Below are 16193 nucleotides of genomic sequence, written 5' to 3' on the forward strand. Positions count from 1 at the left end.
CAGCACCGGGGTGGCGTCGGCGGCCGGCGCGGCGGCGACCGGGGCCGGAGCGGCAACCGGAGCCGGAGCCGGAGCAGCGGCGACCGGGGCGGCGACCGGGGCCGGGGCGGCGACGGGCGCGGCCTCGGCGGCGGGGGCCGCGGCGGCGACCGGGGCGCCCGAGCCGTCGTCGATGATCGCCAGCTCGGCGCCCACCTCGACGGTCTCGTCCTCGGCGACCTTGATCGAGGCCAGGATGCCGGAGGCCGGGGCCGGGATCTCGGTGTCGACCTTGTCGGTCGACACCTCCAGCAGCGGCTCGTCGACCTCGACACGCTCACCCTCGGCCTTCAGCCAGCGGGTGACGGTGCCCTCGGAAACGCTCTCGCCCAGCGCGGGCAGTGTTACTGAGACCGCCATGGTTTCAGCGACTCCTATCAAGTCTTGCGTACGGGAGGTACTTGCGTACGGGAAGTACCGGGAAAGGGGGTGGGGCGTGATCAGTCGTGCGCGTGCAGCGGCTTGCCGGCCAGCGCCAGGTGCGCCTCGCCCAGGGCCTCGGACTGGGTCGGGTGCGCGTGGATGAGCTGCGCGACCTCGGCCGGGAGAGCCTCCCAGTTGTAGATCAGCTGGGCCTCTCCGACCTGCTCGCCCATGCGGGCGCCGACCATGTGGACGCCGACCACGGCGCCGTCCTTGACCTGGACGAGCTTGATCTCGCCGGCGGTCTTCAGGATCTTGCTCTTGCCGTTGCCGGCCAGGTTGTACTTCAGGGTGACGACCTTCTCCTTGCCGTACAGCTCGACGGCCTTGGCCTCGGAGATGCCGACGGAGGCCACCTCGGGGTTGGAGTAGGTCACGCGCGGAACGCCGTCGTAGTCGATCGGCACCGGCTTGAGGCCGGCCAGGCGCTCGGCGACCAGGATGCCCTCGGCGAAGCCGACGTGGGCCAGCTGGAGGGTCGGGGCGAGGTCGCCGACGGCGGAGATGGTGGGCACGTTGGTGCGCATGTACTCGTCGACCAGGACGTAGCCGCGGTCCATCGCGACGCCGTTCTCCTCGTAGCCGAGGCCGGAGGAGACCGGGCCGCGGCCGATGGCGACGAGCAGCAGGTCGGCGTCGATCTGCTTGCCGTTCTCGGTGGAGACGCGCACACCGGTCTCGGTGTACTCGACGCCCGAGAAGCGGGCCTTCAGCTCGAACTTGATGCCGCGCTTGCGGAACGCGCGCTCCAGCAGCTTGGAGGAGTTCTCGTCCTCCAGCGGGACGAGGTGCGGCAGCGCCTCGACGATGGTGACCTCGACGCCGAAGGACTTCCAGACCGAGGCGAACTCGACGCCGATCACGCCGCCGCCGAGGATGACGGCCGACTTCGGGATGAAGCCGAGCTTCAGGGCGTGGTCGGAGGAGATCACGCGGTTGCCGTCGATCTCCAGGCCCGGGATCGAGCGCGGCACGGAGCCGGTGGCCAGGACGATGTGGCGGCCCTCGATGCGCTGGCCGTTGACGTCCACCGAGGTCTGCGAGGAGAGCTTGCCCTCGCCCTGGATGAAGGTGACCTTGCGGGAGGCCACCAGGCCCTGGAGGCCCTTGTACAGGCCGGCGATGACGTCGTCCTTGTACTTGTGGACGCCGTTGATGTCGATGCCCTGGAAGGTGGCCAGAACGCCGAACTCGGCGGCCTCCTTCGTCTCGTCCGCGATCTCCGCGGCGTGCAGGAGCGCCTTGGTCGGGATGCAGCCGCGGTGCAGGCAGGTGCCGCCCAGCTCACCCTTCTCGACCAGGGCGACGCTCAGGCCCAGCTGAGCGGCGCGGAGCGCCGCGGCGTAACCGCCGCTTCCGCCTCCGAGAATGACAACGTCGAAAACGGTGCTGGCGTCGTTCGCCACGTCACGTCCTCCATGCATGGGGTGGGTCGCCGGGCCGGTCGCGGTCCGGTGGGTCGGAAGCCTTTGTGGGGCGCCCAGTCGTGCCGGAAATACATCTTCGCACTTGTTCACGGTGGCTGATGTCCGGGTCCGCCCCAGGGGTGTCCCGCGGAGCGGTCACCGGGGCGCGAACACCCCCGACGGAAGGGCATCATCGCAGCTCAGCGCGGTGTTGACAGCCGCCGGACGGGCGTCTTCCGCGTTGCCCGTCGCAGCTTCTTCCGTACTGTGGAACAAAGTTTCGCCCGCAGCGAACAGAGGTGCGCCACGGCCACCGGCCCTACTCGCAGGTAACCGGGCCGGAACGACGACGGGGCCCGGCGCACACGCGCCGGGCCCCGTCGCAGCGGGTCCTGGACCAGGGGGTGCCCCGGGTCCCGGGGTGCCTGGTTCAGGGCATGCCTGGATCAGGCCTTGCCGTTCGCCCGCTGCTCGGCGAAGCGGACCAGGGTGCGCACCGCGCTCGCGGTGCCGCCCTTCGGGGTGTAGCCGTACGGCGCGCCCTCGTGGAACGCCGGACCGGCGATGTCCAGGTGCGCCCAGTCGATGCCCTCGGCCACGAACTCCTTCAGGAACAGGCCGGCCACCAGGCCGCCGCCCATCCGCTCGCCCATGTTGGCCAGGTCGGCGATGGTCGACTCGGTGAAGCCCTTGCGCAGGTCCGCCGGCAGCGGCATCGGCCAGGACTGCTCGCCCGCCTCGCCGGCCAGGACGTGCAGCTCCTCGCGCAGCTCGTCGTCGTTGGCCATCACGCCGAAGGTGCGGTTGCCCAGGGCCAGCACCATGGCGCCGGTCAGGGTGGCCACGTCGACGATGACGTCCGGGTTCTCCTCGCCGGCCCGCACGATCGCGTCGGCCAGCACCAGGCGGCCCTCGGCGTCCGTGTTCAGGACCTCGACGGTCTTGCCGCCGTACATCTTCAGCACGTCACCCGGGCGGGTGGCGGAGCCGGACGGCATGTTCTCGGCCAGCGCCAGCCAGCCCGTCACGTTGACGGCCAGGCCCAGGCGCTTGGCGGCCACCACGGCGGCGAACACGGCGGCGGCGCCGGCCATGTCGCACTTCATGGTCTCGTTGTGGCCGGCCGGCTTCAGCGAGATGCCGCCCGAGTCGTAGGTGATGCCCTTGCCGACGAACGCCAGGGTGGCCTTGGCCTTCGGGTGGGTGTAGGCCACCTTCACCAGGCGGGGCGGGTTCTCCGAGCCGACGCCGACGCCCAGCAGGCCGCCGAAGCCGCCCTTGGTCAGCGCCTTCTCGTCCAGCACCTCGACCTTGAGGCCGTGCTCCTTGCCGGCCGCCTGGGCGATCGCGGCGAAGCTCTTCGGGTTCAGGTCGTTCGGCGCGGTGTTGACCAGGTCGCGGGCCCGGTTCATCTCCTCGCCGACCGCGGCGGCGCGCTCCACGGCGGCCTTGGCGTCCTTGCTGCCCTTGCGGGCGGCCAGCAGGACCAGCTCGCCGACCGGCTCCTTGCCGTTGCCGTTGGCCTTGTACGTGCCGAAGGCGTACGAGCCGAGAAGGCCGCCCAGCGCGACCGCCTCGATGTCGGCGGCGGACTCGGCGGGCAGGGCCAGCGCGGCCTTCTTGGCGCCGGCCAGCGTACGGGCGGCGACACCGGCGGCGCGGCGCAGCGCCTCCGGCTGGTAGCCGTCCTCGGCGGCCTCGCCCAGGCCGACCGCGAGCACGAGCGCGGCCTTCAGGCCGGCGGGGGAGGGGACCTTGACGGCCTCGCCCTCGGCGCCGGTCGCGCCCAGGGTGCTGAGGACCTCGGTCAGCTTGCCCTCGAACGCCTCGTTGACGGCCTCGGCGCCGGGGGCCAGCACGATGCCCTTCGGGCCCTTCGCGACACCGATCACCAGGGCGTCCGCGCGCAGCGAGGCGGCGGAGGAGGTGCTCACAGACAATGCAGTCACGTAATGCGTCCTGTTCTTTCGCGGTCCACGGCCGGCCACGGCGAGGCTGCCGCACCGGCGCAGCCCGCCGTCGCAGGCCGTCCGCCGGCGGGCCTCCGGGGTCCGGGCCCCCTGGCGCGCGCGTCCGTCCGAGGCGGCCGCGCACACCAGAGGCCCCGGCTCCTCGGTACGCGCCGGGCGGGCAGGACCTGCCACGGTGCAGGGCTGCGGTGCTCCACGCATGGTAGTCCGCATGCTGGGATCACGCGCCGCCCGGTATCAGCCGAGCAACGCCAGGGCGAACAGCGAGGCGGTCGCGGCGGTTTCGGCCATCGCGCCGAGCACGTCACCGGTGATCCCGCCGAACCTGCGCACACACCGTCCGAGCAGCAGTCGGGCGCAGCCCGTGCCGAGCACAACGGCCAGCGGGAGACGGAGGGCTGACCATCCGTCGGACAGTCCCGCCGCGGCCAGGGCGAGTGCCGCGGCGGCCGTCGCGGCGGCGGCTCCGGCGGGCGCCACGGTGCCCGCCACCATCGCCCCCAGCCCCCCCGGCCGGGCGGCCGGCACCGACCGCAGGCAGCCCCAGGCGAGCGCGCACCGCGCGGCCGTCGCCGAGGCGAGCACCGCGAGCGCGCCGCGCAGCGGGGAGTGGGCGAACTGTCCGGCCAGCGCGGCCACCTGGGCGAGCAGGACGAGCACCAGGGTCAGCACGCCGAACGGGCCGATGTCGGACTGCTTCATGATGCGCAGCGCGTCCTCGGCCGGCTTGCCGCTGCCCAGTCCGTCGGCGACGTCCGCCAGGCCGTCCAGGTGGAGTCCCCGGGTCAGCCCGGCGAGCACTCCCACCGCGGTCACCGCGCCGAGCGGCCCGCCCGCCCGCCAGGACACCAGGGCCCCGGCCGCGGCGGCCAGTGCGCCCAGCACCAGCCCGACCAGCGGAGCCGTCAGCATCGCCCGGGCCGCCGCCGCCCGGTCCCACCGTTCCACCCGCACCCGCAGTACGGACAGCGTGCCGAACCCGAACCGCAGGCCGTCGGCCCAGGTGGCCCGATCGGTGCCGCTCGCCATGAACGCGTTCCTCTCACGGCGGGAACGCCCCTGGCAGGGGCGTTCCCGGGGTTGTCGTGCCGTCGGCCGGGGGCGCGGGCCGGTCCGCTACAGCTTCCGCAGCAGGTCCGCCGCCGAAGGCAGCCTCGGCTGCTCCTTCGGCGCGCTCGGCGCCATCGGCACGAACGGCTTCGGCGCCTCGTCCGCGAGCACGTCCCCCGCCGCCTGGAGCAGGGGCAGCGCCAGCAGCGCGCCGAAGCCCTCGCCCATGGTGATGCCCTGGTCCTGCAACGGCGTCAGGGTCAGCCGGTCGTACGCCTTCGCCTGGGCCGGCTCGCCGCTGGACTGCCCGGCCCGCCACCACTCGGGCGCCCGGAAGGCGATCCGCTGCGCGACCAGCGCGCAGGCCGCCGAGACCACACCGTCCAGCACCACCGGCAGCCGCCGCACGGCCGCCTGGAGCAGGAAGCCGGTGATCGCCGCGAAGTCGGCCCCGCCGGTGGCGCCGAGCAGCGCGAGCTGGTCGCCGAGCACCGGCCGGGCCCGCCGCAGCGAGTCCCGGATCGTGGCGCACTTGACCATCCACACCCGGTCGTCGATTCCGGAGCCGCGCCCGGTCACCGCCGCCGCGTCCGTCCCGCAGAGCGCGCCGACCAGCACGCCGGCCACCGTGGTGGCGCCGACCCCGAGGTCGCCGAGCAGCACCAGGTCGGTGCCGGCGTCGGCCTCCTCGTCGGCGACGGCCATGCCGGCCCGGAACGCCCGGACGGTCTCCTGCGCGGTGAGCGCGTCCTCGACGTCGATCCGCCCGGAGCCGCGCCGGATCCGGTGGGTGACCACCTCGTCCGGGAAGTCGGCCGGGTCGGCGTCCACCGCGACGTCGACGACCCGCACCCGGGCGCCGTAGCGCGCGGCCAGCCGGGACACCGGCGCGCTGCCGTCGAGCACGGCCCGCACCCGGGCCGCGGTGCCGCCCTCGGCGGGCATCCGGGACACCCCGAGCGCCGCGACGCCGTGGTCGGCGGCGAACAGGAGCACCTTGGGAGCGGAGATCGGCCGCACCGGGGAGCGCCCCTGCACGGAGGCCAGCCAGCTGCCCAGCTCCTCCAGCCTGCCGAGCCCGCCGCGCGGGCGGTCGGCCGCCTGCCAGCGCTCGTCGGCGGCCCGCCGGGCGCTCTCGTCGGGGCGCTCGACGAGAGAGGAGAACGTATCGAGATCCACGGTCGTGTCCATCGTCCGGAAGGCTACACGCCGAAGGTGTTCAGCCTGCGGCTGGCTTGACGGTCAGCACCTGCCCGGCCACGACCAGCAGGACCCGCTCCGAGGCGTCCGCCACGGCCATGTTGAGCCGGCCCAGGGTGTCGCGGAAGCGGCGGCCCGCAGCGGTGGCGGGGACGACGCCCATGCCGACCTCGTTGCTCACCGCGACGACCGTGCGCCCGGTGGCCGCCCAGGCGCGAGCCAGCGCCTCGCAACGGAGCTGGACCGCGCGCTCGCCCCGGTCCGCCCAGGCCTCGTCGTCCCAGGCGTCGCACTCGTCCATGACGGAGGTCAGCCACAGCGCCAGGCAGTCGACCAGCACCGGGGCCGGGTCGGTGGGGTCGGCCAGCACGGCCTCCAGGTCGCAGGTCTCGGCGGTGCGCCAGCTCGACGGGCGGCGCTCCCGGTGCAGCGCGACCCGCTGGGCCCACTCGGCGTCGCCGTCCCGGGTGCCGCCGGTGGCCACGTACAGGACGTCCGGGTGGTCGGCGAGCAGCTGTTCGGCGCGGGTGGACTTGCCGGAGCGGGCGCCGCCGAGCAGCAGGGTGCGGGGCAGCGGGGGACGGGTGGGCTCGGAGGGGGTCGCCATGCCGCCCATCCTGCCGGACCGGGCCGCCGGACCAGGCATACGGAAGATCGGGCCGGGCAGGCTATGGTGCGCAGCAACACAGGCAGCGTGGTCAGTGGGAGGAGCCGGCATGGTCTGGACGTGGCGGTACGAGAAGGCGGACGGCAGCGCGGTGACGCCCGGCGGCGGCCAGGAGGAGTTCGCGGGCCAGGGAGACGCCGAGACCTGGATCGGGGAGACCTGGAAGCAGCTCGCGGAGGACGGTGTGGACACCGCGGTGCTGCTGGACGACGAGCGCGTCGTCTATGCGATGAGCCTGCGCGAGGAGTAGGCCCGACGGGGTGGGGCGGTCGCCCGGCGGCTGCTCCGCCCCGGATCGGCTCCGGCCGGATCGGCTCCGCCCCGGGGCTACTTCGCCCCGATCACGTGCAGGAGCGCGGCGACCTGCCGGTACGGGTCGGTGCGGCCGGCCCGGTACTCGGCTTCCAGGAGCTGGGCCAGCTGCCGCCCGTCCACCGGCGGGGCCGCGTCGTCCGGGGCGTTGTCGGTGAAGACCCGCACGCCGTACCAGTGCCGCAGCGGCACCGACACCTCGGAGAGGGTGACGGTGAGGTCGCCGAGCCGGTCGGCCCGCGCGGCCAGCCCGAGCCGGTTGTAGTACCGGTCGCTCTCGAAGGCGTGCAGGGCGGCCCGCCAGTCCCCGGCGGCGGCCGGCCGCAGCGCGAGCGCGTCGCGGTTGCGGACCAGCAGCGAGAGCAACCCGCCGGGGGCCAGCAGCCGGGCCAGCGAGGCGATCATCGGATCGGGGTCGGGCAGGTACATCAGCACGCCGTGGCAGAGCACCACGTCGAAGCTGCGCGGGCCGAACCAGCGCCCGCACTGGTGGCCGTCGCCGCTGAGCAGCTGCATCCGGCCGCGGACCTCCGACGGCTCCTCGGCGAGCGCCCCCTGGGCGACGCCGAGCGCGACCGGGTCCGAGTCGATCCCGGTGACGTAGTGGCCGGCCCGGGCCAGCCGCAGGGCCTGGGTGCCCTGGCCGCAGCCGATGTCGAGCACCCGCTGCGCGCTGCGCCCGGCGAGCTGCTCGGCGAGCTGGCGGGCGACGAGCTCCTGACGGACGAAGTTGCGCAGCCCGCCGAGCCGGTCCAGCCAGGCGCCGGTGCCGCCCGCGAAGGACCCGCTGCGCGAGGGCAGCCTGCGCTCCTGGGCGAGACGGTCGTGGCCGCCGTCCCCCTGCCCCGGAAGCGCGTAGAGGCCGGGCCCCTCCCAGGACGGGGGGGCCCAGCCGGAGTCGACCGGTTCGGCGGTCAGGGCTTCTCCCCGCGCCGCACCTGCGGCTTGGGCAGGCGCAGCCGGCGCATCTGGAGGGTGCGCATGATGCCGTACGCGACGGCGCCGCGGGTGTTCTGCCCGGCGAAGCGCTCGGCGAGCTGCTTGCGCAGACCGAAGCCGAGGCGGACGAAGTCCAGGATCACGAGCACGAAGAACAGCAGGAACAGCAGGGTGGAGAGCAACTGGAGCGTCGGCACCTTGACGATGCTGAGCACCAGGATGACCACGGCGGCCGGCAGGAAGAACTCGGCGAGCGACCAGCGGGAGTCCACGTAGTCGCGGGCGAACTTGCGCACCGGGCCCTTGTCGCGGGCCGGCAGGTGGCGCTCGTCGCCGTTCATCAGGGCCTGGCGCTGCTTCTCGCGCTCGGTGCGCATCCGCTCGCGCCCTTGACGGGCGGCCTCCTTGCGGTCCTTGGGCACGGTCACCCGGGTACGCCGGTTGGCCTCGGCCTCACTGCGCTTGGGGGTGGGGCGGCCCTTCTTGGCCTGCGGATCGCGGGCCTGGGTCGTCTCGTCCTGCTTCTCCAGCACGGTGGCGGAGGCGGCGGCATCATCTGAACGGCGTCGGAACACACCACCAGCGTACGGGGTGCGACGCGGCTTCCACGGGTGCCCTCGGACCCAAACGCATATCGATACCGCCAGGTCGCCGTCCGAAGCGGGTTTCCCGGGGTCTTCCCGTAGGGGATCAGTCGGATGGACGATGGGGGGTATGAGGGGCGGATCCACCCGGGGGAGGAGGAAACGCCACTGGTCGCTGTAGCAGTCTTGTTGCAGGCAGGTGCACTGCGGCGACGGGCTCGCTGCACATACACTCGTCGTGTCTGGTAACGAGATAAAGACCGCAGGCCGGAGAAGGGGGCACCCGAGGCCCATGAGCGACGGAATCATGAAGCGTATGGGGTTGATCTTCCGCTCCAAGGCGAACAAGGCCTTGGATCGGGCGGAGGATCCCCGTGAGACGCTCGACTACTCCTACCAGAAGCAGCTCGAACTGCTGCAGAAGGTACGGCGTGGTGTCGCGGACGTCGCGACCTCGCGCAAGCGGCTCGAACTCCAGCTGACGCAGCTGCAGCAGCAGTCCGCCAAGTACGAGGACCAGGGCCGCAAGGCGCTGTCGCTCGGCCGCGAGGACCTCGCCCGCGAGGCGCTGACCCGCAAGGCCAACATGCAGTCGCAGATCACCGACCTGGAGACGCAGTACCAGCAGCTCCAGGCCGAGGAGGAGAAGCTCACGCTCGCCTCCCAGCGACTTCAGGCCAAGGTGGACGCCTTCCGCACCAAGAAGGAGACCATCAAGGCGACGTACACGGCCGCCCAGGCGCAGACCCGCATCGCCGAGTCCTTCTCCGGGATCTCGGAGGAGATGGGCGATGTCGGCCTGGCGATCCAGCGTGCCGAGGACAAGACGGCCCAGATGCAGGCCCGGGCCGGTGCGATCGACGAGCTGCTCGCCTCGGGCGCGCTCGACGACGCGAGCGGTCTCGGCCGCAAGGACGACATCGAGGCCGAGCTGGAGCGGGTGGCCGGCGGTTCCGACGTCGAGCTGGAGCTGGCCCGGATGAAGGCCGAGCTGTCCGGCCCCTCCTCGACCGGCCCTGCCGCGATCGAGCAGGGCAAGCAGGACGTCCAGCCGCAGCCGCAGCAGGACACCCCGCGCATCAATTACAACAAGTGATCTGAGCTCGACCCACGAACCAGGGAGACGCACGGCATGATCATGAGGGTCATGGGTGAGGGGCAGTACGAGGTGGGCGACGACCACCTGAGCCTGCTCAACGAGCTCGACGCCGAGCTCGTCACTGCAGTGGAGTCGGGGGACGAGACGCTCTTCCGCCAGGCCTACGGCAAGCTCATCGACGCGGTGAAGCAGTACGGCACCCCGGTGCCGCTGGATTCGCTGGAGCCGTCCGAGCTGATCCTGCCGAGTGCCGAGGCGACGATCGACGAGGTCCGCGAGCTGCTGATGGCCGACGGCGAGGGCGTGATCCCGGGCTTCCCCGAGTAGCGCCCGCGGCTGCTGCCAGACGAAAGGGCGGGCCCCCTCCGGTGGGAGGGGGCCCGCCCTTCGCCGTTGTCCGCGGGACGGGCTACGGCAGGGCCAGCATCCGGTCCAGGGCCGCCTTGGCGTGCTTCTCGGTCTCCGGGTCGACGGTGATCACGTTCGGCACCCGGCCCTCGACCAGCGACTCCAGCGCCCACACCAGGTGCGGCAGGTCGATCCGGTTCATGGTCGAGCAGAAGCAGACCGCGCGGTCCAGGAAGACGATCTCCTTGTCCGGGTGCGCCTTGGCCAGGCGGCGGACGAGGTTCAGCTCGGTGCCGATGGCCCACTTGGAGCCGGGCTCGGCGGCGTCCAGCGCCTTGATGATGTACTCGGTCGAGCCCACCATGTCGGCGGCCGCGACGACCTCGTGCTTGCACTCGGGGTGCACCAGGACGGTCACGCCGGGGATCCGCTCGCGGACGTCGTTGACCGAGTCCAGGCTGAACCGGCCGTGCACCGAGCAGTGGCCGCGCCAGAGGATCATCTTGGCGTCCCGCAGCTGCTCGGCGGTCAGGCCGCCGTTCGGCCGGTGCGGGTTGTAGACCACGCAGTCGTCCAGCGAGAAGCCCATGTCCCGCACCGCGGTGTTGCGGCCGAGGTGCTGGTCGGGCAGGAACAGCACCTTCTGGCCCTGCTCGAAGGCCCACTCCAGGGCGCGCTTGGCGTTGGAGGAGGTGCAGATGAGGCCGCCGTGCCGGCCGGTGAAGGCCTTGATGTCGGCGGAGGAGTTCATGTACGAGACGGGGACGGTGACATCGGCTATGCCGGCGTCGGTCAGCACGTCCCAGCACTCGGCGACCTGCTCGGCGGTGGCCATGTCGGCCATCGAGCAGCCGGCCGCGAGGTCCGGCAGGACGACCTGCTGCCGCTCACTGGTGAGGATGTCCGCGGACTCGGCCATGAAGTGCACGCCGCAGAAGACGATGTACTCGGCCTCCGGGCGGGCCGCCGCGTCGCGGGCGAGCTTGAAGGAGTCGCCGGTGACGTCGGCGAACTCGATCACCTCGTCGCGCTGGTAGTGGTGGCCGAGGATGAAGACGCGGTCGCCGAGCGCGGCCTTGGCCGCGCGGGCGCGCTCGACGAGGTTCGGGTCGGAGGCCGGGGGGAGGTCACCGGGGCATTCGACGCCGCGCTCGCTGTTCGGATCGGCCTCGCGGCCGAGCAGCAGCAGAGCGAGCGGCGTCGGAGTGGGGTCGACGCCGTGGGTCTCGGTGATGGTGGTGGTCACGGGCGGGTGCCCTTCTGTGCGGCCGAGCTAGCGGTGGGGCCTTTTCGTCTAACTGACGCTATCTATTCTAACCGCTTAGCGTCAGAGTGACGATGGCCATCCTGTCGATGTGACGAGAACCGCTCGCCGAAACGGACCCCCGGCGGAGCCCGATAGCCGATTCGGGGCAGTCCGGCGTGGCCGAATCGATACTTCGAAGCCCGCGGGTATGGCTGAGCCATGAAAGCAATCGCGATCAACCGCTACGGCGGCCCCGAGGTGGTCGAGTACACCGACCTGCCCGACCCCAAGGTCGGACCCGACTCGGTCCTGGTCGAGGTCCGGGCGGCCGGGGTGAACCCGGTGGACTGGAAGGTCCGGGACGGCGCCCTGGACGGCATCCTCGACGCGCACTTCCCGCTGGTCATGGGCTGGGACCTGGCCGGCGTGGTGCGCGCCGTCGGCGGCGGGATCACCGAGTTCGCCCCGGGCGACGAGGTGTACGGCTACGTCCGCAAGGACGCCGTCGAGCACGGCACCTACGCCGAGCTGGTCTCCGCCCCGGTCCGCACCCTGGCCCGCAAGCCGGCCGCGCTGGACTGGGCGCAGTCCGGCGGTCTGCCGCTGGCCGGGCTCACCGCCCTGCAGGGCCTGCGGGCGCTGCGCCTCGCCGAGGGGGAGACCGTCCTGGTGCACGCCGCCGCGGGCGGGGTCGGTCACCTGGCGGTGCAGCTGGCCCGGGCCTTCGGCGCCCGGGTGATCGGTACCGCGGCCGAGCGCAACCACGACTTCCTGCGGGGCCTCGGCGCCGAGCCGGTGGTGTACGGCGAGGGCCTGGCCGACCGGGTCCGCGCGCTCGCCCCCGACGGGGTGGACGCGGCCCTCGACCTGGTCGGCCACGGTGCCGTCCAGGTCTCGGCCGGCCTGGTGGCCGACCCGGGCCGGATCGCCTCGATCACCGACTTCGGGGTCAAGGCGCTCGGCGGCCGGTACGTCTGGGTCCGCCCGGACGCCGGCGACCTCGCCGAGCTGGCCGCGCTCGCCGACGACGGCCGGCTGACGGTCACCGTCGCCTCGACCTTCCCGCTGGCCCAGGCCGCCTCCGCCCAGGCGCTCAGCGCCGAGGGCCGCACCCGGGGGAAGATCGTGCTGCTCGTTCCGTGACGGCCTCCGGCCCGTCATCCTTCGGCGGTGAACTCGTCCAGGTCATCCGCCAGAATGGTGACGAACCGTTTCGGCAGTGGCAGCCCGCCGCCGGAGCGCCCCACCGACCCCCGTACGACCGTGGAGCCCCGCACCCATGACCAGCAGCCGAGCGCACGAGGTGGTCGGGGCCGACCTGGACGAGACCGACCGGCTCCTGCTCGCCCGGCTCGGCAGCGACGGCCGCGCCTCGTACGCCGAGATCGGCCTGCAGGTGAACCTCTCCGCCACCGCCGTACGCCGGCGGATCGACCGGCTGCGGGCGCGCGGCGTGGTGCGGGGCTTCACCGTGGTGCTCGACCCGTCCGTGCTGGGCTGGCAGACCGAGGCCTTCGTCGAGGTCTACTGCCGCGAGCGCACCGCCCCCGAGGAGATCCTCGCCAGCCTGCGGCAGTTCCCCGAGGTGGTCGCCGCCTGGACGGTCACCGGCGACCCGGACGCCCTGGTGCACCTGCGGGCCGCCGACATGCGCCACCTGGAGGCCGTCATCGAGCGCATCCGGCGCGAGCCCGGCGTCCAGCGCAGCCGCTCCTCGGTGGTCCTCTCCCAGCTCATCGGGTGACCCGGGCGGTGTCCCGCGGAGCCTCGCCGGGCCCGCCGGGACCCACCGGACACGACCTTCCCGGCCCGCACGCAGGAATCCTGCGCGGACCGGCCCGAAGACGCCCGAAACCTGCCTGACCAGCCGCGTTCCGACGCGCGGTGAGGCGCTCGTGCTGCCTACGCTGATCACGTCCGGTCGTCGCGGTGAGGCGTCCCGCCGGTCGGACGCCCCCCGACACCCCACGCCGAGAGGGACAGCCGTGTCCGCAGCACCCGACCGCATGCACCGGCCCGACAACGAACTGGTCGACCTGGTTTTCGACTACATGCGGGAGCGGCTGCAGTACGACCCCGTCCCGCTCGACCACCCCGGGGACGGCGAGCACCTGCGCGCCCAGCTGTCCGGCCTGCTGAACCAGGACGGCAACAACCCGGTCGACGTGCTCAAGCTGTACGACCACGAGCTGTCCCGGGCGGTCATCTCCGCCGACAGCCCGCGCTACCTGTCCTTCATCCCGTGCGCCCCGACCAAGGCCGCGCTGCTGTTCGACATGGTCGTCTCCTGCGCCTCCCTGCAGGGCATCTCCTGGCTGGAGGCGGCCGGCGCGATCGCCGCCGAGAACCAGGTGCTGCGCCTGATCGCCGACCGCGCGGGCCTGCCCCAGTCGGCCGGCGGCACCTTCGTCTCCGGCGGCTCGGCGGGCAACCTCTCCGCCCTGGTGGTCGCCCGCGACACCGCCCGCCGCCGGCTCGGCGTCGGACCGGAGGCGCGGCTGCGGATAGCCGTCGCCGACCAGGTGCACTCCTCGGTCAAGAACACCTTCAACATCATCGGCGTCGAGGCCTTCAAGGTCCCGACCGTCGACCGCCGGTTCACCGGCGAGGCGCTGCGCGCCGCCCTGGCCGCCGACCCGAACCCGGAGACGGTGATCGGCGTCGTCGGCACCGCCGGAACCACCAACGAGGGCATCGTCGACGACCTCAAGGGCCTGGCCGAGGTCGCCCGCGAGCGCGACCTGTGGTTCCACGTGGACGGCGCCTACGGCGGCGCGGGCCTGTTCGCCCCCTCGGTGCGGGAGCGCTACGAGGGCATCGAGCACGCCGACTCCTTCGTGGTCGACCCGCACAAGTGGCTGTTCGCCCCCTTCGACTGCGCCGCGCTGATCTACCGCCACCCGCAGCTCGCCCGCGCCGTGCACACCCAGGACGCCTCCTACCTGGACGTCCTGCACACCGAGGGCGACGAGTGGAACCCCACCGACTACGCCTACCACCTGACCCGGCGCGCCCGCGGCCTGCCGCTCTGGTTCTCGCTGGCCGTGCACGGCGTCCAGGCCTACACCGACGCCATCGAGGCCGGCCTCACCCTGGCCCGCGAGACCGCGCAGCTGATCCGCGAGACCGAGCACCTGGAGCTGCTGTTCGACCCGCAGCTCTCGGCGGTCTGCTTCAAGCGCAAGGGCTGGACCAACGACGACTACTACCGCTGGTCGCAGCAGCTGCTCGCGGACCAGATCGGCTTCGTCACCCCCACCGGCTGGGACGGCGAGACGGTCGCCCGGTTCGCCTTCCTGCACCCGGGCACCACCATGGAGATGGTCCGGGAGATCCTGGACACCATGGTCTGAGTCCGCTCCCGTCACGGCCCCGTCGGCAGTCCCGGCGGGGCCGTACGCGTGCCCGTGCCCTACAGGAACGCCCCGCTCGGCAGGTACGGCGCCGGCGGCCGCATCCCGCGGACCCCGACGAAGCCTCCGGCCCGCGGCGTCAGCCCGACCTCCAGCCCGACGTCCAGCGCCCACTCCTGCTCCGCGGTCAGGTGCTCCACCCGCGCCTCGGTCCCCTCCGGCACCCGGGACAGCGCCTCGCGCAGCAGCCGGGCGGCGATCCGCTTGCTGGTGGCCGCGAGCAGCCGCACCACGCCGCCGTCCCGGTAGCAGTAGCCGCTGCCGGCCAGCGCGTCGGCGATCAGCAGCTCCTCGAAGTGGCCCAGCATCAGCTCGTGGTCCGGCCCGTGCGCGGACCCGCGCAGCCGCCGGTCCACCGAGTCCAGCAGGTGCAGGTGTGTGGCGTTGCCGCGGTGCACCGGGATGTCCCCCGGGTCGAGCAGCCCCTCCCGGTCCACCCGCCCGGCCAGCCGCATCGCCGGGTGCAGGGTGAAGCCGGCCAGCCGGTAGCGGCGGGCCGCCGCCGGGGAGTCCGCCGCGCAGACCATCCCGCGCAGACAGCCCCGGGAGTGCGCCGCCGCCCGTTCCAGCAGCAGCCGCCCGACGCCCCTGCCCTGCGCGGACGGCCGGACGGCGTACAGCGACGGCGCCCACAGGCCCTCCCGGCGGATCGACAGCACCGCCCCGACCGGCTCGCCGGCACTCTCCGCCAGCCAGCAGCCGCCGGGATCGGTGCGCGCCAGGTGTCTGGTCCGGGCCAGCCGCAGCGGCGTCGGCCCCGGTGCCGCCGCGGCCGGGGAGGCGTCGGCGAACGCGGCGTCGGCGAGCTCCTGGACGGCCTCCGCGTCCGCGGCGGTGTCCCTGACCGGGCGAAGGATCATGGGAACCATCCTGGCGTCCGGCGGCCCGCCGCGGGGCCGTTCGCCCGGATCCGCACCTCGCGCGGTGACCCGTCCCGCGGGGGTGTGCGAGCATGGGGAGCGTAGGGGACGCGGGTGGCACACCCGGCCCACGGATATTCGGTCGCGAACAGGCCGCAGAAATCAATCGCCGTCCGGGAAATGAAACCGGACGGCCGTTGGTTGGCACTGGCGGCAGACCGTCGTCAAGACCGGGAGAAAGCAGATGACCGTCCAGGACGAGACCACCGTCGAGAGTGGCATCCTCCTCACCGAGGCCGCCGCGGGCAAGGTCAAGGCCCTGCTGGAGCAGGAGGGCCGCGAGGACCTCGCGCTGCGCGTCGCCGTCCAGCCCGGTGGCTGCTCCGGCCTGCGTTACCAGCTGTTCTTCGACGAGCGCTCGCTCGACGGCGACGTGATCAAGGACTTCGACGGTGTCAAGGTCGTCACCGACCGGATGAGCGCCCCGTACCTGGGCGGCGCCACCGTCGACTTCGTCGACACCATCGAGAAGCAGGGCTTCACCATCGACAACCCGAACGCCACCGGCTCCTGCGCCTGCGGCGACTCGTTCAGCTAGGCCCGCTGCGGAAGGCGGCCCCGGGGATCACCCCGGGGC

The 16193-nt window shown here is 73.1% G+C and carries 17 protein-coding genes; 7 read left to right on the forward strand and 10 right to left on the reverse strand.

The genetic code is table 11. The features are described from left to right. The 6 genes from ACWGJO_RS37280 to cobU form a co-directional block, all read right to left on the reverse strand. Positions 1 to 399, reverse strand: a 399-nt coding sequence (locus ACWGJO_RS37280) for a biotin/lipoyl-containing protein (protein WP_452190101.1), incomplete at its 3' end; no start/stop codon positions are given. A gap of 80 nt (positions 400 to 479) precedes the next feature. Further along, complete coding sequence (gene lpdA / locus ACWGJO_RS37285; protein WP_359897017.1) at positions 480 to 1886, reverse strand: dihydrolipoyl dehydrogenase; 1407 nt, start codon at positions 1884 to 1886, stop codon at positions 480 to 482. Between the two features lie 428 nt (positions 1887 to 2314). Further along, positions 2315 to 3817 (reverse strand): leucyl aminopeptidase, encoded by a 1503-nt coding sequence (locus tag ACWGJO_RS37290; protein WP_452190102.1) that lies wholly within the window; start codon positions 3815 to 3817, stop codon positions 2315 to 2317. Between the two features lie 258 nt (positions 3818 to 4075). Further along, a complete protein-coding gene (locus ACWGJO_RS37295) occupies positions 4076 to 4867 on the reverse strand; it encodes an adenosylcobinamide-GDP ribazoletransferase (RefSeq protein WP_452190103.1) in 792 nt (263 codons plus the stop codon). Positions 4868 to 4954: 87 nt separating this feature from the next. Beyond that, on the reverse strand, positions 4955 to 6079 hold the full coding sequence (locus tag ACWGJO_RS37300) for a nicotinate-nucleotide--dimethylbenzimidazole phosphoribosyltransferase (RefSeq protein ID WP_387729467.1): 1125 nt from the start codon (positions 6077 to 6079) through the stop codon (positions 4955 to 4957). A 28-nt stretch (positions 6080 to 6107) separates the two neighbouring features. Further along, positions 6108 to 6695, reverse strand: coding sequence for a bifunctional adenosylcobinamide kinase/adenosylcobinamide-phosphate guanylyltransferase (gene cobU / locus ACWGJO_RS37305; protein WP_452190104.1), 588 nt, complete (start codon positions 6693 to 6695; stop codon positions 6108 to 6110). 109 nt (positions 6696 to 6804) lie between these two features. On the opposite strand from cobU, the gene ACWGJO_RS37310 reads away from it, so the two are divergent. Continuing rightward, entirely contained in the window at positions 6805 to 7005 is a 201-nt protein-coding gene (locus ACWGJO_RS37310) for a hypothetical protein (RefSeq protein WP_452190105.1), read from the forward strand. Positions 7006 to 7082: 77 nt separating this feature from the next. Here ACWGJO_RS37310 and ACWGJO_RS37315 read toward each other — a convergent pair whose 3' ends face one another. Next, on the reverse strand, positions 7083 to 7823 hold the full coding sequence (locus ACWGJO_RS37315) for a class I SAM-dependent methyltransferase (protein WP_452190110.1): 741 nt from the start codon (positions 7821 to 7823) through the stop codon (positions 7083 to 7085). A gap of 158 nt (positions 7824 to 7981) precedes the next feature. Next, a complete protein-coding gene (locus tag ACWGJO_RS37320) occupies positions 7982 to 8581 on the reverse strand; it encodes a DUF3043 domain-containing protein (protein WP_359897026.1) in 600 nt (199 codons plus the stop codon). Between the two features lie 316 nt (positions 8582 to 8897). Between ACWGJO_RS37320 and ACWGJO_RS37325 the strand changes: the two genes are divergently transcribed. Both ACWGJO_RS37325 and pspAA read left to right on the forward strand, forming a co-directional pair. Continuing rightward, positions 8898 to 9686, forward strand: coding sequence for a PspA/IM30 family protein (locus ACWGJO_RS37325; RefSeq protein ID WP_380546013.1), 789 nt, complete (start codon positions 8898 to 8900; stop codon positions 9684 to 9686). Positions 9687 to 9722: 36 nt separating this feature from the next. Further along, entirely contained in the window at positions 9723 to 10016 is a 294-nt protein-coding gene (pspAA, locus tag ACWGJO_RS37330; protein ID WP_452190106.1) for a PspA-associated protein PspAA, read from the forward strand. Positions 10017 to 10098: 82 nt separating this feature from the next. Here pspAA and nadA read toward each other — a convergent pair whose 3' ends face one another. Beyond that, a complete protein-coding gene (nadA, locus tag ACWGJO_RS37335) occupies positions 10099 to 11283 on the reverse strand; it encodes a quinolinate synthase NadA (protein WP_380546007.1) in 1185 nt (394 codons plus the stop codon). Positions 11284 to 11502: 219 nt separating this feature from the next. Here nadA and ACWGJO_RS37340 point away from each other — a divergent pair, with 219 nt between their 5' ends. The 3 genes from ACWGJO_RS37340 (at position 11503) to ACWGJO_RS37350 (ending at position 14636) form a co-directional block, all read left to right on the forward strand. After that, a complete protein-coding gene (locus ACWGJO_RS37340; RefSeq protein WP_387689242.1) occupies positions 11503 to 12426 on the forward strand; it encodes an NADP-dependent oxidoreductase in 924 nt (307 codons plus the stop codon). A gap of 136 nt (positions 12427 to 12562) precedes the next feature. Continuing rightward, positions 12563 to 13027, forward strand: a complete 465-nt coding sequence (locus ACWGJO_RS37345) for an Lrp/AsnC family transcriptional regulator (RefSeq protein ID WP_049651848.1) — start codon at positions 12563 to 12565, stop codon at positions 13025 to 13027. 241 nt (positions 13028 to 13268) lie between these two features. Then, entirely contained in the window at positions 13269 to 14636 is a 1368-nt protein-coding gene (locus ACWGJO_RS37350; protein ID WP_452190107.1) for a pyridoxal phosphate-dependent decarboxylase family protein, read from the forward strand. Positions 14637 to 14695: 59 nt separating this feature from the next. Here ACWGJO_RS37350 and ACWGJO_RS37355 read toward each other — a convergent pair whose 3' ends face one another. Continuing rightward, positions 14696 to 15556 carry an N-acetyltransferase family protein gene (locus ACWGJO_RS37355; RefSeq protein ID WP_452190108.1) on the reverse strand — a complete coding sequence of 287 codons (861 nt, stop codon included), beginning with the start codon at positions 15554 to 15556 and terminating at the stop codon, positions 14696 to 14698. 244 nt (positions 15557 to 15800) lie between these two features. On the opposite strand from ACWGJO_RS37355, the gene erpA reads away from it, so the two are divergent. Then, positions 15801 to 16154 (forward strand): iron-sulfur cluster insertion protein ErpA, encoded by a 354-nt coding sequence (erpA, locus tag ACWGJO_RS37360; RefSeq protein ID WP_452190109.1) that lies wholly within the window; start codon positions 15801 to 15803, stop codon positions 16152 to 16154. The last annotated feature ends 39 nt before the right edge of the window (positions 16155 to 16193 follow it).

The sequence above is a fragment of the Kitasatospora sp. NPDC054795 genome, assembly GCF_053611565.1.